The 16090-nt window shown below is 72.0% G+C and carries 9 protein-coding genes; 1 reads left to right on the top strand and 8 read right to left on the bottom strand.

Annotated elements, in window-relative coordinates:
- Nucleotides 1–36: 36 nt before the first annotated feature.
- On the bottom strand, nt 37–714 hold the full coding sequence (locus PUW82_RS14455) for a response regulator (protein ID WP_274223020.1): 678 nt from the start codon (nt 712–714) through the stop codon (nt 37–39).
- Nucleotides 711–1967, bottom strand: a complete 1257-nt coding sequence (locus PUW82_RS14450) for a sensor histidine kinase (RefSeq protein ID WP_274223019.1) — start codon at nt 1965–1967, stop codon at nt 711–713. Before PUW82_RS14450 ends, PUW82_RS14455 begins: the two co-directional genes overlap by 4 nt.
- Nucleotides 1968–2277: 310 nt before the next feature.
- Between PUW82_RS14450 and PUW82_RS14445 the strand changes: the two genes are divergently transcribed.
- On the top strand, nt 2278–2733 hold the full coding sequence (locus tag PUW82_RS14445; RefSeq protein ID WP_274223018.1) for a MarR family transcriptional regulator: 456 nt from the start codon (nt 2278–2280) through the stop codon (nt 2731–2733).
- 23 nt (nt 2734–2756) lie between these two features.
- On the opposite strand, the gene PUW82_RS14440 is transcribed toward PUW82_RS14445, so the two are convergent.
- The 6 genes from PUW82_RS14440 to PUW82_RS14415 all read right to left on the bottom strand — a co-directional run bounded on the left by PUW82_RS14440 (nt 2757) and on the right by PUW82_RS14415 (nt 15988).
- The gene (locus PUW82_RS14440; protein ID WP_274223017.1) at nt 2757–3065 is read right to left on the bottom strand and encodes a hypothetical protein; all 309 of its coding nucleotides are present in this window, start codon (nt 3063–3065) and stop codon (nt 2757–2759) included.
- A complete protein-coding gene (locus PUW82_RS14435; protein ID WP_274223016.1) occupies nt 3038–3880 on the bottom strand; it encodes a hypothetical protein in 843 nt (280 codons plus the stop codon). The genes PUW82_RS14440 and PUW82_RS14435 overlap by 28 nt, the downstream gene beginning before the upstream one ends.
- Entirely contained in the window at nt 3877–4230 is a 354-nt protein-coding gene (locus PUW82_RS14430) for a PadR family transcriptional regulator (RefSeq protein ID WP_274223015.1), read from the bottom strand. Before PUW82_RS14430 ends, PUW82_RS14435 begins: the two co-directional genes overlap by 4 nt.
- A gap of 64 nt (nt 4231–4294) precedes the next feature.
- A complete protein-coding gene (locus tag PUW82_RS14425) occupies nt 4295–5989 on the bottom strand; it encodes a LuxR C-terminal-related transcriptional regulator (protein WP_274223014.1) in 1695 nt (564 codons plus the stop codon).
- A 21-nt stretch (nt 5990–6010) separates the two neighbouring features.
- Complete coding sequence (locus tag PUW82_RS14420) at nt 6011–9616, bottom strand: OmpL47-type beta-barrel domain-containing protein (RefSeq protein WP_274223013.1); 3606 nt, start codon at nt 9614–9616, stop codon at nt 6011–6013.
- Nucleotides 9617–9706: 90 nt separating this feature from the next.
- The gene (locus tag PUW82_RS14415; RefSeq protein WP_274223012.1) at nt 9707–15988 is read right to left on the bottom strand and encodes an OmpL47-type beta-barrel domain-containing protein; all 6282 of its coding nucleotides are present in this window, start codon (nt 15986–15988) and stop codon (nt 9707–9709) included.
- Between the last annotated feature and the right edge of the window lie 102 nt (nt 15989–16090).

Raw genomic sequence — 16090 nt, 5'->3', positions numbered from 1 at the left:
ACGCCGGGGCGCCGGCCTCGTCGCACAGGGCGGGGCTCACCGCCCCACGACACCCGTCTCGTACGCGAGCACCACCGCCTGCACCCGGTCACGCAGCCCCAGCTTGCGCAACACGTGAGCCACATGGGTCTTGACCGTCGCTTCCGACAGCACGAAGCGCGCCGCGATCTCCGCGTTGCTGAGCCCCAGGCCCAGCGCCCCGAAGATGTCCGCCTCTCGGGGGGTGAGCAGCCCCAGGCGGGGGTCGGATGTGGCGGCCTCGGCCCCGTCCGCGTCGGGAAGCTGCCGCGCGAACAGCTCGAGCATGCGCCGGGTCACCCGCGGCGCCACCACGGCGTCGCCGCGGGCGACCGCTCGTACGGCGTCGACGAGCTCGGCGGCTTGCGCGTCCTTCACGAGGAACCCGCTCGCGCCGGCGCGGAGCGCGGCGAAGGCGTACTCGTCGATGTCGAAGGTCGTCAGGATGATCACGCGGCATGTCGGAGCGTCCTGCGCGAGCCGGGCGGTGGCGGCGATGCCGTCCATCCCGGGCATCCGCACATCCATGAGCACGACGTCGGGGTGCAGCGCTTTCGCGAGAGCGATGCCGGCGGCACCGTCGCCGGCTTCGCCCACGACGGTGATGCCATCCTCCGCGTCGAGCACCAGCCGGAACCCCAGCCGCAGCATGGGTTGGTCATCGACGATCAGCACGCGAATCGGCTGCTCAGTCATCCTGCGGTGTCCTCCGTGTGATCGTCGAGGCGCAATGTCGCGTGCACACGCCAGCCGTCGCCGTCGGGCCCGGCGGTGAGGGTCCCGCCGTGCATCGCCGCGCGTTCTCGCATTCCGATGATGCCGCGTCCGGTGCCGAGCCCTCGGCGCGGGGGCCGGGCGCGCGGCGAGCCGTGGTCGGCGATGACGACGTCGAGCCAGTCCTGCCCGCCGGCCTCGCGCTCGCCGCGGCGGCGCAGCTCGACGATGACGGCCTCGGCCTCGGGGGCGTAACGCAGCGTGTTGGTGAGGGCCTCCTGCACGATGCGGTCGGCTGCAGCCCGCGCGGGCATCGACGGCGGCGGCACGTCCCCGCGCGCGATCACGCGCACCGGCAGCCCGGCGGCACGGAACTGGTCCGCCAGGTCATCGAGCACGATCGCGCGCGCCGGTGCCGGCGCTGATTCCGGCTCGTCCGAATCGCGCAGCACGCCGAGCACTCGGCGCATGTCGCCGAGCGCGGAGCGGCCGGTCGCCGTCAGGGCGACGAGCGCATCGTGCGAACGGGCCGGGTCTGCGGCCGACGCGGCGCGTGCCCCCTCCGCGAGCGCCACCATGACCGTCAACGAGTGGGCGACGACATCGTGCATCTCGTGGGCGATACGTTCCCGTTCAGCGGCGACGGCCAGCCGCGAGCGGTGTTCGCGGTCTCGCGCGAGGGCGTTGGCTCGGGCGACGAGGTCGGCGACGTGCTGGCGTCGACCGCGAACCCCCGTGCCCACGGCGATCGCGATGAGCTGGCCCAGGATCAGCACCGAGCTGAACGGACCGAACGAGGTCGACGAGTCGAACTCGACGGGACGCGCCGACGGTACCGGGATGTCCGACAGGAAGAGCGTCGCGGCGCCGAGCATCGCGATGGCTTGCGCGCCGAGCACCGACCACGCGAGCCACCCGGGGCGCGTCGCTGCGACGGCGTAGACGGTGAACGCCGCCGCAAGCTCAAGGCTGCTGGAATCGCGCAGCAGCGCCATCGACGCGACCCCCAGCAGCGTGATGCCCGACGCGACGAGAAGCGGCGCCTGTCGCCGGCGCAGCAGCAGCGCTCCCGCTGCGAGGGTCACGACGACGAATGCCCACCCGCGCCACGCTGTTCCCGTGGTGTCGCCGGCGACGACGAGCAGCGCGTTCGTCATCGAGGGAGCCACAAACCACAGCGCGATCGCCACATCGGCGACCTGCGGGTGCTGTGCGAGGTACCGGCGAATCGGCATTCGACGATGAGAGTCGACCGCGCTGAAGGGGCTCGTCGGTGTCGGATCGACCTGCGCCGCCCCCAGCCTTCGGGTGCGTGACGGCGCCTGTTCTGCGACGCGGTCGATCATCGGGCAGGTCTCCTTCTTGCCAAGTAGGCATCGCTACGCTACTTCACGCCATGGTCGAGCGATGCACCGCCGTCACACGGCTCCACAAGTGAGGTTCACCTTCCCCGCCATATCAGGTGAGCGCTCTCACGGATAGAGGTGCCCTTCGCACCCCCGCTCGGTCAGACTGTGACACTAGGGCGCAAGCGCAGGGGGATCCATGGCAGTGCAAGACGAAACGTCATCGGCGGCAGCCATTCTGAGCGCACTGTCCGCGTACGAGGCCGCCGAGGGAGCGGTCCGTGGTCGCTTGCGCGACTCGATGCTCGTCTGCGAGAACGACCTGCTGGCGCTCGAGCAGCTGATCGAGGCGCAGGATCACCACGTCACGCTCACCCCGTCGAACATCACGCAGGAGCTCGGCATCTCGTCGGCGAGCACGACCGCGATGCTCGACCGCCTCGAGCGGTCCGGATACCTGCGACGCCAACCGCATCCGTCCGATCGCCGCAAGGTGTTCGTCACTCTCGGCGATCGTCCCATCGAGCACCTGCGCCGCTCGGGGACCGATGCGCACCATCGCGTCGAGACCGTGATCGCCGACATGCCGGACGGCTCGGCCACCCTGCTGGTCGACTTCCTGTCGCGTCTGCGCGTCGCCGCCGAAGCCGTCTGACCCGGCCGCCCGTCGGGTCGGGCTCAGCCCGCCGCGACGCGCGCGTACGGAGCCACCCGTGCCACAGGCGCCCACCCGAACAACAGCAGCGCGACGGCGATGCTGAGCGGCCCGATGAGGTCGAAGACCAGCGACAGCGCAGACACCTGGGTGCCGGTGGTGGCGAAGGAGTCGGCGATCGACATCCCGATCCCGAAGCCCGAGAAGAGACGCAGGAACAGCGCCGCCCCGATCACCGACAGATACAGGATGCCGAGCCGGCGCGGCGTCAGCGCGTCCCCGCGCGGTGCGAGCGCCAGGACGGTCACGGCGACCGCGACGGCGAACCACACCCCTCCCCACACGCGACGAAGCCGACGGCGGTCGCCGGGTCGAACCCGTCGCGCGCGATCATCGCGGCGTAGATCGCGTCGAGGGTCCAGCCGGGCACCTTCGCGAGCGGGTTCCAGACCAGTGTGTCGATGCCGCCGAGCACGAGCAGCACGGTCACGGCAGTGAGCCCGGCGAGCGCGATCGGCCGCCGCCGATGGAGCGGTGCGGAGCGCCGCTCGAGAACGAGGGGCATCGCGCGCCAGGCCGCCGCGAGTCCCACCGCGGCGCCGGCGAGCGTCAACCCGACGACCGCGGCGGTCACCTCGGCGGCGAGCGGGCGGGCCCAGCCGAAGGTCAGCACCGCGACACCGACCCCGGTGACGCCGAACGCGATCCGCGCGGCCACCGAGCGCGACAGCACCGCTGCGCCCACGAACAGTGTGACGGCGAGAAGCGCGCCGGCGAAGGCGAGCACCCCGAGTGTCGAATGTGCCGCCGTCAGCACCAGCTCGAGCGTGGAGGGGATGCCGCTCCCCGAGCTGTCGGCGTTCCCGGTCAGCCAGCGTGCGACCACCACCGCGACGATCGCGGCGATCAGCGCGACGCCCCTCCGGCTGAGGCGACGGGGAGCGGTGCCGCGCGGCTCGCCGGTGAGCACGGGGGCGTCGCGGTCGGCGGAGAGCGCCACCGCGATCGCACCGCGGACGACGTCGCTCGGCCGCATCCCGGCTTCGTCGGCGCCGGCGACATCCGCCCGCCACTGCTCGAGGTGCCGCGAGCGCGCGGCGGTCGGCATCGTCCGGCTCACGGCGCGCAGTACGAGGTCGACGTTCATGCGAGCACGCCCGTCGCGTCGCCTCGGCCGGGCGCGGGTCTCGTGTGGACCGCGCTCCCCCGGCGGCGCTGCATCCGGACCGCGTGCGCGTCAATCGCGGCGCGGGCCGCCCCGAGGCCGTCGGGTGTCAGCCGGTAGAGCCGTCGCCGGGGGCCGGTGCGCCGCGCATCGACCTCCCACTCGGAGGTCACCCACTCGATCGACTCCAGCCGCTCGAGGATCGGGTAGACGCTCCCGGCGGGCCGACCGGTGCTGCTGACTACGAGCAGCCCCCACACCGGCTCGGCTGCCTCGACCAGCGCGACGAGGACGTCGACGGTCGCCGGGGTCACGCGTTTCAACGACTGCATACCGCAGACCCTATCTCTATATAGCTAGAGATAGCACGGACGTCACGACGCGCGCGGCGCCCCGTCAGGGCCGGACGCCGAGCACGCGGGCGATCTCGCGACGGGTCGAGACTCCGAGCCGGCGCATAATGTTGGCGACGTGGTAGTCGACGGTCCGCTTCGACAGGTGCAGCAGCCCCGCGATCTCACCGCTCGTGTAGCCCTGGCCGACGGCGTCGGCGACTTTTCGCTGCTGGTCGGTCAGGCGCGCCGCGGGGTCTTCGCCCGGCGAGACGCGCACCACCGCGGTCGTGGTCGCGGCGACGGCCTCGTCGTAGCGGCGTGCGAGCCCACCGGCACCGAGTTCCGTCAGCTCGGCGCTGGCGTCTTCGTAGACGACGAGCGCGCGCAGAGGGTCGGGTTGGCCGTGTGCGCCGAAGCGGCTGTAGTGGATGCCGGCGACCACCCGCACCCACGCACGCCCGAGGGGGTCGTTGTCGAGCGAGAGCAGCCCGAGGGCACGGTCGACGGCGCGGGTCGCTTCGGCGTACCGCCCGTCGTGCTCGGCGAGGATCGAGACGAAGGCCCAGCAATAGGCGCTCTCGTCGGCTGCAGACTCCGCCTCCCACGCGAGCACGCCGCTGCGGAACTCGTCGATGCTCCTGAGGTGCCATGCCGCGAGCAGGGTCAGCATCCGCCATTCGTCGACGCGGTACGGGTGCCGATACCCCGGCTCCGTGGCGTCGTCGAGGGCGCGCTGCAGCGCCGGCCAGTCGCTCAGCGAGATGGCAGCCATGATGCGCGCGTGGGTGAGCACCATCTGCGCGAGGAACGAGGGGGTGTGACGGCACAGCAGCGCGACCCGCTCGAGCACGGGCCGGCTCGCGTCGAAATCGCCGCGGAGGGCGAGCAGCAGTCCGTGCACCGCGAGGGCCGGGGGCTCGAGCCAGTCGTGCTCGATCGACCCTACTCGGGCGGTCGTGGTCCGCACACCTTCGGCGGCGTCGCGCCACCGGCCCTGCCGGATGCGCACCAGCGCGAGTTCGACCTCGCCGTGCAGCCGCACGCCGGGTCGCCAGGCGGGCGTCAGGCGGATCCCCCGCGCGAGGTTGAGCGCCGCCTCCCCCAGCCGCCCCGAGACGTGCTCGACGCTGCCGAGGCTCACCAGCGCGAGCGCGTGCGCCGACGTGAGGCTGTTGCGCAGCCGCAACGGCGCGAGGGTCTCGACGAGGGCCCGGTGCGCGGCATCCCCCGCTCCCGTGTGCCGTTCGACGACCGCCTCGAGGCCGAGCAAGTCGAAGGGCACGTGCTCGGGCGGCGGAGCACCGTCGATACCGGATGCCGCGGCCATGACGGCCCGCGCGGCATCGATGCACTGGCGCGCCCGCACCCACGACGCCGACACGACGCAGCCGGCCGCCAGCGACGCGAGCAGCAGGGGCAGCAGCATCCCCTCGTCCTCGAGCGGATCCCGCTGCGGGTCGGCGGCCGCGTCGGCGAGCGCGACGAGCCGCGCGACCGCGCCGTCGAGGTCACCGTGCCCGACCTGCAGCATCGCGAGCACGCCGTCCCGCGGTGCTCCCGCCGGCGAGGCGGCGATCTCGTTGCGGTGTGCCCCGAGCAGGTCGGCGCGGTAACCCCGCAGCGCGATCGAGCACGCGAGCGCGAGGCCGTCGTCATCACCGGCTGCGTGTGCGGCGAGTGCCGCTCGGACGGCGGTCTCGGTCTCCTGACGTCGCCACGCGGAGCGGGCCTCGTCGAGAAGCGGGTGTCGTCGCATCCGCCGCCCTTCTGTCGGCGTTCAGTCTGCCAGGTGCGGCGGGCTCACCCGCCCGCGCGAGGGTGTCACGGTGCGGAGCATGCGCGGGAGGAGAACCCCGCCGCCTGCCAGAAGGAGCAGGAGCGCCGCTGCCACCGGCCCCGTCGGCGCCTCGGCTCCGGTGCGCGCGAGGCGACCGCTGGGTGTCGCGTCCGCGCGCACGGTTCCCGGACCCGCGACGCTGCCCCCGCCCGAGACGTTCGGGACGCCGGGGACCCCGGGCTGGTCCGGGACTCCGGGCACGCCCGGCTGCTCTGTCCCGGTCGCCCCGGTCTCGACGCGCAGCGAACGCTCCGGCGAGACGTTGCCCGCGACGTCGGTCGCGCGGAACACCACGTCGACCGCGCCGCCACCGCGCGGCAGCCGCAGCGCATCGTCGGGGGATGCCAGCGCCGTGCCGTCTCGCGCGACGCGCAGGTCGCCGCCGCGTACGGGCACCCAGGCATCACCGGAACGCACCTCGATGAGGTCGACCCCGGAACCGTCATCGGTGGCCTGCAGATCGACGAGGAAACCCTGCTCGTCCTCGCTCACCGAGCCCCGCACCTCCGGGGCGACCGTGTCGATCCGCACCGTCACCGCGACGCGGTCGGAGACGTTGCCCGCCGCATCGACGGCTTCGGCCTCGACGAGATGGATGCCGTCATCGGCCGCCACGACGTCATCCGACAACGGCTGCCACGCGTGGCCATCGACCCGAACACGCACCGCCGGTGCCGCATCCGCGTCGTCCACCGCGACTGCGGCGAAGCGCACCGGTGCCCGGAACCAGCCCGAGGCCGGCGCCGCGTCGACGGTGTCGAAGCTCAGAGTGGGCGCCGTCGTGTCGACCGGCTGCGGCGCCTCGGCGGTCCATGCCTCGAACTCGTGCGCCGCCGCGGATCCCCCCGCTTCGGCCGCGCCCCACGACTGCATCAGCGCGCGCAGCGCGGTGGTCTCGACCGCAGCGAAGCGCACCTCGTTGCGGTCGGTCGTCGACCGCCCGTAGGCGTCGTCGGTCGCGACGTCGCGCCACGTCCCGCTGGCGTCGCGGTACTGCAGCACCCACGAGCGCGGCGGGATGAGGCCGGCGTTCTGCTCGTCGGCGGCATCCCGCGCGAACACCATGGCCGCCCGGTCGAGGGTGACGGCGCGGTCCCAGGCCAGCTGCAGCCACTGCTCGCCGACACGCGGCCAGGTGCCCCACGACGCCCCATCGAGGGCACCGTCCACGACGGCGTCGACGGGCGCCCACGGCGACGCGTACGAGGCGGTCACCGCGGCGAACGGTGCGACGTTGCCCGTCAGCGGGGCATCCGGCGAGCGCGGGATCGTCACCGGCACCGGCATCGACACGTTGCCCGCGACGTCGGTCCCGCGAAGGTAGACAACGTGGCGCTCGAGATCGGGCGCGGCGATCGGGGCGCCGTATAGTTGCCACCCCGTCGGCTCGCCGATCGCATACTCGAGGCTCGCCAGCCCCGATCCCGCATCCGTCGCGGTCGCGGCGACCGTGCGCGCCTGCGCGTCGACGACGCCCGTCGCCACGGGAGCGGTGCGGTCGACGCGCACCGAGACCGTCTGCTCGGCGGAGACGTTGCCCGCAGCATCCGTCGCCCGCGCCGAGACGGTATGGGTGCCGTCGGTCTCGATCGTCGTGTCGATGCGCCGGACGTCCGGCGTCGCCGTCCAGGCGCCGTCGTCCACCGACACGGCGATGCTCGAGCGGACATCGCGGTCGTCGGTCGCCTCGGCGCGCATCGTCACGGTGCCGACGAACCAGCCGTCAGCGCCCTCGGGGCCGCGGGCTGTCAGCTGCAGCGCAGGCGCGGTCACGTCGGGCTCGCCGGCGTCGCCCGGGTCGACGACGGTGACCGTGACCTCGACGCGCGCAGCGGCATAGCCCGTGGCCACGCCGCTCACGACGAATGTGCCCGGCTGCGCGTATGCCGCCGGGTCGACGGCATCCCAGCGCACCGGAGCGGGCACGCGCTCGTCTCCGTACCGCAGCTCGACGGTCTCGGGCAGCTCCGGCGCCTCGCCGACGGCGGTGCGGGTCGCGGCGGGGCTGTAGCCGTCGGCGGTGACGGCGCCCACCGACCATTCCTCCACCGCGAGGGCCGAGTATCGCGGCGTCGCGCCCGTTCCCGGTGCAGCGTCGAGCACGGCCCGCAGGCGCGTCGTCGTGACGGGGGTGAAGGTCACCTCGATCGGTGTGCGCGTAGCCGTGGGGTATCCGCTCGCTCCGGCGACATCCCGCCACCCGCCGTTCTGCCAGTACTGCAGCTTCCAGGCTCGGGGGGCCGAGACGCCGTCGCCGCTGCCGGGCGCGCGGTCGCTCCAGAACTGGATCGTCGACCGGTCGATGCGTACCGGCTCGGTCCAGTCGTACTGGATCCACTCCGTCGCGGCACGGTCGCCGTCGTACGAGCCCCACATGTCCGGCGGCAGCGGGTTCGGACGGACGATTCCGTCGTTCAGCGCAGCGATCCAGTACTGCGCGGGGATCGGCTCGTTCGATGCCGAGGCCGTCGCGTGCGGAGCGACGTTCGCACTCGGGGTCTCGACCTGCTCGGCACCGAGGGTCGGCACGACCGGCAGGATGCGGGCGGGGCTGACCGAGTCGTCCCAGCGCAGGGCGTCGACGGCCACCGACCGGCGGAAGTGGTTGCCGCCCTCGGCGTCAGCCGTGTGGTACGCCATGTACCACTCCCCCTGGAACTCCGTGATCGCCGGGTGGCTCGTCGTCGATGAGACCGGCGCGAGGATGCGGCCCTGCGACGTCCACGGACCGAGGGGGCCAGGCGCCGTCGAGTACGCGATGCACGCGTGGTAGACCGCGGGCGTGCACCAGCTGTCGGGGCCGGCCGTGTTGGCGGCGTACGCGAGGTAGTAGGTGCCGGCGCGCTCGAAGAGCCACGCCGCCTCGAAGAACCCGTCGACGCCGCTCGTGATGGCGGTGGGTGCACCGACGAGGCTGGTCATGTCGGCGCCGAGCTCGATGGCGAACAGCCGGCTGAAGCTGCCCCAGTACATCCACACGCGCCCGTCGCTCGCGACGTACACGGTCGGGTCGATGTTGTGCGCGTCGTTGCCGAGGATCTCCTGCGACACGATGGGTGCTCCCACCGCGTCGGTCCAGGGGCCGAGGGGCGTGTCCGACACCGCGACGCCGATCCCGAAGGGGTCCGGCGAGTCGCTGCCGGCTTCGTGCACGGGCACGTACCAGTAGAAGCGGCCGTCGGCGCCCTCGACCACCTGTCCGGCGTAGGCGCGTCCGGGTGTCGCCCAGTCGAACACCTGCTCGGGGCGCATGAGCGCGGGATGCCGTTCCCACTCTCCCCCCGCGACGTCGGCGGTCGAGAAGGCCTGCCACTCGTTCATGATGAAGTCGTTCGTCGTCGGGTCCGCCTCGTCGCGCCCCGCGTAGACGTAGAGGGTGTCGTCGACGACGAGGGTGGCGGGGTCCGCCGAGTACACCGAGCCGTCGCCGAGGATCGGGTTGTCGAGCGCGACGGCCGCGGGGGGCGGCGCCACGGCGGCGAGGCCCGCGACGACGGCGCCCGCGAGGAGGGCGGCCGATGCGCGGCGGGGAAGCGAGCGGGGCATGACGGTCTCCTTCGACCAAAGCAACGGATGCCGCGGCGGGAACGGGGAAAGGGAGAGGGGCCGGGGGTGCGAACCCCCGGCCCCTCGGCGTCACGCCGCCCGGCGGCGGCGGATGATGCCGATGGCGACCAGCGCGAGTCCGAGCAGGACCACGCCCGCGCCGATGCCGATGGTGTTCGCGACGACGCCGGCCTCCTGGCCCGTGGCGGAAAGACCCGTCACGGTGGGAGACGTCGCGCCGGGTGTGACCACCGTCACCTGCGCCGTCAGCTCATCGCCCGGCACCACCAGTGCCACGGTGTGCACGCCGGCCTCGGCGTAGGCGGGAACGGTGAACACACCGGATGCCGTCCCGTCGGCGCCCACGGTGAGGGTGCCGAGGCGTACCGGGGTCGACCGGAACTCCACCGCGAACACCGTGCCCGGCGTGGCGCCCGAGACGCTCACCGGCAGCTGCCCGCCGGGGGCGACCTGCGAGACGCCGAGGCGCAGCACTTCGTCGCCCGTCAGCGAACCGCTCGGCTCGCCGCCCGGGGCGGTGCCCGGTCCCGTTCCGGGGTCGGTGCCCGGCCCCGTTCCGGGGTCGGTGCCCGGTCCCGTTCCGGGGTCGGTGCCCGGACCCGTTCCGGGGTCCGTCCCCGGGTCGGTGCCGCCGGTCGCCTTGGCCGGCACCGCCGCCTCGGCGACGGCGGAGACGTTGCCGGCGACATCCGTCACCCGCACCTGAGCGGTCGTTGCGGCGTCACCGGCGGGGATCGCCCCGCCCGTCGCCGTCAACCACGCGCCCTCCCCGAACCGGTACTCGACGAGCGCCACTCCCGAAAGGGCGTCCGCCCCGGTGGGGGTGATGGTGCGGGACGCGGCGTTCCAACCGACACTCGCCTCGGGCGCCGCCGCGTCGCGCTTGACCTCGACCGAGCCGGGCTCGGAGGTGTTGCCTGCGGCATCCGTGGCACGGAACCACACGGTCGTCGTTCCGTCCGCAGCGACCTCGACGGGCGCCGTGTACGTCGCCCAGGCCCCGTCGCCGACGCGGACCTCGATCGCCGGCGTGTCGTCGCGATCGTCGATCGCCGTCGCGCTGACGCTCACTGTGCCGGTGTGCCAACCGCTTGCCGGCGCCGCCGGCGACACGGCGTCCGTGACCACGGGGGCCTGCGTGTCGGGGACGACCACCTCGGGCTGCTCCCAGACCTGCCATTCCTTGATGCCGACGCTGCCCTTGCCCGACTCCGTCCCGACCGGGGTGAGGTTCAGGCGCAGACGCGTCGTCTCGACCGGCGCGAAGTCGACCGTGTTGTAGGCGTCCTTCGCGACACCGTAGTCACCGGTCGCCTCGACGGGAGCCCAGGCTTCGGCATCCGCGTCCCAGTACTCCGCCGCCCAGGCCTTCGGCACGTCGATGCCGAGCCCCTGTGCGTCGAGGTTCGAGACGAAGTAGGCCCCGAGCGAGTTGATGCGCACCGGTTCGGTCCACTCGTACTGCACCCACTGCGGTGAGACCTCGGGCCACACACCCCATACGTTGGCGTTGTCGTTGGGGGTGACATCGCCCGATGAGGTCGGCTGGACGTTGTCGTTCAGACCGTCGACCGTGTTCCAGCCTGCCGTCCCCGACGCGGTCGGCGTCGCCAGCAGCGCCACGTTGCGGCGCTGCTCGCCATCGGCCCGGGGAACCGTGCGCTCCACGACCTCAGAGACGTTGCCCGCGGTGTCGGTTGCCCGCACCGCGACCCGCGTCTCGTCGAGACCGACGAGCACACTGCCCGTCAGCGGCGTCCACGCCTGGTCGTCGTTCAGCCGGTACTCGACCGAGTCGACCCCGGATGCGGCATCCGTGGCCGTCGCCTTCACCGTCCGTGAGACGGCGTCGGCGGTGACCTCCACGACCGGGGCGGTGGTGTCGATGCGCACGGGCTGCTCAGCGACCGCCGACTGGTTGCCGGCGGCATCCGTCGACCGCGCCTGCACGACGTGGCTGCCGTCGGCCTCGACCGAGACCGCCGCGGTGTATGCCGCCCAGGCACCTTCGCCCACGCGCACCTCGGTGCGGGGGGCGGAGTCCTGGTCGTCGGTCGCGGCGACGGCCACGGTCACCGCCTGCGTGTGCCAGCCCGAGTCCGGCGCGGCGGGCGAGACCTCGAAGGTGACGGTCGGCGCCGTGGTGTCGTCTCCACCGCCCCCGACGGTCACGGCAGCCGATGCGGCCTTCGTGCCCGGCAGATCGCTCTGCACCGTCCCGGCGACGGTGAAGTCGCCGGCCTGAGCGTACGAAGCGGGCTCGACCGCGTCCCAGTTCACCGGGAGGTCCTGCCGCGAGCCGTCGTTGAACAGCACGCCGACGGTCTTCGGCAGCACCGGCGCCACCCCCACGAGGGTGCGCGTCGTGACCGTGTCGACCTGGTTGATCTGGCCGGGGGCGGTGGCACGCACCCAGACCGTCGCCTTCGCCGGCAGCGGCGACCCGGGAACGATGCCCGAGAGCGGGAAGCTGCCCTCGCCCGCGACCTGCTCCTCGGAGACGGGAGCCCACGAGACCGGGAGGTCGGCGTGGCTGCCGTCGGAGTACGTCGCGTCCACCGTCGCCGGCAGCTGCGGGAGGGTGCCCACGGCCGTCCGGACGTCGATCGGCTCGATCGCCGTCGGAGCGTCGGCGTAGACCTCCAGCTCGCTGACGGCCACGGCTGCGCGCGCCGAGCCGGTGCCGGCTGCCTCGAGCACGACCCGCAGGCGCGTCGTGGTCACGGCGTCGAAGGTGACGGTGTTCGCAGAGGTGCGGGCGATGCCGTACTCCGAGGCACCGGTCACATCCGCCCACGCCGAACCCGTCCAGTACTGCGCCTTCCAGCCCTTCGGAACGTTCACGCCGCTCGTCGAGGCCGGGTCGGCCTGGTCGCTCCAGAAGCTGATCTCGGCACCGGCGATGCGCTGGGGCGACGCCCATTCGTACTGCAGCCAGCGGGTCGCCGGGTGGTTGCCCGACCAGGTGCCCCAGATGTCGCTCTGGCTGCCGCCCGAGAACAGCACCTTGCCGTCGTTGACCGCGCGCACGTTGTTCCACGACGCGGTGTACTCGGCCGTCGGCACCGCGTCGGGGGCGACGTTGGCTCCGGCCGTGGCCGGCTCGCCCTGCACGGTGACATCGGCCTGCGACGTCTTCTCGCCGTCGGTGGCGGTCAGGCGCAGCACGTATTCGCCTTCATCCGAGAACCGGGCCGTCGTCGAGGCCGAGGAGGCGTCGTCGAACAGCACCGTGGCGCCTTCGGGCGCGCTCTGCACCGTCCACTGCGAGCTCAGCTCGCCGCTGGGCAGTCCGTCGTCCTTGACCGAGCCGACGAGCGCGGCGGCTCCGCCGACCGACGCTTGTCGGTTCTCCCACGCCGTCACGAGGGGCGCCTGGTTCGTCGACTCCGGCGCCGCGAGACCGGTGCGGAACACCTGCAGCTCCTTGACACCCGTCTTGGCTCCGGCCGCGTGGGTGACCGTCAGCCGCACGGCGTCGCCGGTGACCTCGGGGAACTGCACGTGGTTGTAGTTGGCGCGCGGGTAGGCGGGCATGCGCGCCTGCTGCGGGATCGGCGTCCATTGACCGTTGCGCCGCACCTCGAGCGTGTAGACCGACGGCTCGGCGTAGCCTGCCGCCGTCGCCGACGACGAGCTGTCGTAGAAGTACACGCGCGCGTCGTCGAAGGTCTGCTCTCCGCCGAGCTCGACGGTCAGCGCGTCCGTGTCGTTGGGCGAACCGGCCGTGCCCCAGAAGGGCTCGTTGATCGTCGTGCCGTTGACGGCGCCCGCGGGCTCGCGCCCGGGAGCCGAGAAGGTCGCGGTCGCCGACTCGGCGAGGTTCGCGCTGCCCGTGCTGGCGGTGCGGATGTCGGCCCCGGCCTTGGCGAACAGGTCGACGATACGCGCGTCGTCGGCGAATCGAACCTCCTGCGGCGTCTGGATGGCGGATGCCGTGGCCGTCACGACCTCGGCGTCGCCCTCGAGGACCTCGACGTCGCCGGTGGCGGGGTCGTACACGACGTGCGCGAGGTCGTCGACGGTGAATGCGAGCTCGCCGTCGAGGAAGACGGAGTAGCCCTCGGGGACGTCGTCGCCGTAGTGACGCTCGCCGCCCGGCTGGTCCCACGTGACGGTGAGGTCGCGGTCGCGGTAGCGGATGTTGTTGGCCGTGAAGTGATCCCAGCCGATCGCGATCGGGTCGAGCTCGATCTTGGCGTCGCTGCGGGTGCGCACGCCCATCGCATCCTCGATCATCGTGAAGTTCGTCGCGCCGAGGATGGTGTGGTGGATCCACGAGCGGTAGTCGATCTTCTGCGGGTCGGCCGATCCGTTCGCCCAGAACTCGTTCTGGTCGGGCAGTCGGTTGTCGCCGCCGTTCTGGTAGTGGGCCCAGGCGTTCCAGTAGAGGAGCTTCTTGTACCAATCGGCGTTGATGGCGTCGGTGGGGTACTCGCGCAGCACGGTGGAGAGCATCCGGAACGTCACCGTCGAGTTGATCACCGAGAAGTTGTTGCTGCCCTGCCCGCCGGTCGCGTTGTACGCGGCCTGGTCCGCCTGGTTGGCGGTGAAGAACGGGAAGATCGGGTACTCCTTGTCGTCGGCGAACAGCCGGAGCGCCTCGACGTAGTCGTCGTCGTAGTCGGCGTCACCGGGTTTGGGCACGAGCCCGACGGTGAAGGGGTAGTAGTTGTTGATCTCCTTCCAGGGCACGTGCTCGCCGTTGTTCGCCATCGCGTGCTCGAGGAGCTTGCGGTCGGGGTTCCACAGCACGTCCATGACCTGGGTCTTGATGTTCTGCGCGAAGGCGTCCATCTCGTCGGCCTTGGCGGTGTCGCCCGCGACGCGGTAGGCCTCCGCCGCGGCGAGCGCGTTGGAGTACAGGTAGGCGTTCTCGGCGCGGTCCTGGAACCCGCCCTTCCAGTGGAACGACACCGCATCCGCGTCGTTGCCGGTCATCGCGCCCCAGTCGTACTCGATGAGGCCGTTGCCGTTGTGGTCGTAGGCGTCGACGAGTCCCTTGACGTCGTACTCGGCGTACTCGGCGAGGTTCTGCGCGATGGGGGTCGGACCGCCGTGCAGCTCGTAGGCGCGCCAGGCCGCCTCGGAGATGTACTGCGTGTAGCTGTTGGACCAGTTCGCCGGGTCGCCGGGGTTGTCGACGAACTTGTAGCTCTTGCTCGTCTCTCCCGCCGAGACCCACGGACCGTACGAATAGATCGGGTCGCGGAAGTACTTCAGGTCGTCGATGAACATGCCCGTGGTGAGCACGATCGCGTTGTTGTAGCCGAGCACGCCCTCCATCGAGGTCGGGAACTGGTAGGTGTTGCCCGGCATGTCGGCGTCGAGGAAGTTGTAACGCATCAGCCACCAGCGGTAGTAGAGCGTCTTGTCGATGTTGTCCTCGGGGGTGTCGAGGTAGGGCACGTTCTCGGCCCACCACCGGTTGTAGAGCGTCACGTGAGCGGTGTACGCCGCGGCCGATGTCGCCTCGCGGATGGCGTCGTAGTCGGTGCGCGAGTCGGTGATCTCGTCGGTCACGAGGCCGAGCTGCACCTTCGTCGATGCTGTTCCGCCCGCGGGCACGGCGAGGGTGCGCACGAGAGTCTCGCCGGCGGGGGCGAACTGGTCTCCCGACAGGCGCGGCGAGAGTTTCGTCAGGTCGTTCAGTGCCTGGACATGACCGACGAGCTCGTCGCCCTCGGCCGTGGTGGCGTAGGGCGACGTCACGATGAGCTCGACGTCGACGGCGCCGCCTGTGGCGCGCACGTCGAGGTTCGTCACGAGCACGTTCGCGTCGGTGATGAACTTCGTCTGCACGACCTCGATGCCGGTGCCCGCGTCGGTGTGCACGCTCTGCCAGTAGCTCGGGGTCTGCTTGCGCTTGGTCGTGTCCTCGGTGAGGGCGATGTCGGCGCCCCCCACGCGAGCCGTGATCGTGTAGGCGCTCCGGCCGTCGATCGCTTCCCAGTACGCCAGCTGCCCGGCGAAGCCGAGGATCGCGGGGTTGTGTTCCTTCATGAACGCCGCGCGGCCGCGCGTGAAGAGCCACTGGTTGTTGTCGCCGAAGCTGCCGGCCGTACCGGTGCGGGCGAGCATCTCGTCCATCCAGAAGTCGTTCTGGGCGTTGCTCCCCGCGCCCGCAGCGACGTCGGCGTCGAAGATCCGCATGAGCTGGTTGCCGGGGGTGTATGTCACCCCCGTCTCCGGCACGGGGTTGGGGCTGCCCGTGAAGGTCGGATAGCCGATGTCTGTGTTGGCGGCGTAGGCGGGCGCGACCGCGAAGGTCGTCGCGAGCACAGCGGTGACCGCTGCGGTAGCGATCGCGGTTCGCCCGAGCCGACCGGAGGTCGTCGGAGTGCAGTCCACGGTGATTGATTCCTCTCGGCGCCGCTCACCGATGAGCGACGCGTGCGTGCCAGGACGCTACCGAGGACGGATCCGTTCCCGCAATCCTTTTCGGTCTTTTCG

This window comes from Microbacterium thalli (assembly GCF_028737325.1).
GTDB classification, from domain to species: domain Bacteria; phylum Actinomycetota; class Actinomycetes; order Actinomycetales; family Microbacteriaceae; genus Microbacterium; species Microbacterium thalli.
This window is presented reverse-complemented; position numbering and strand designations above follow the sequence as displayed.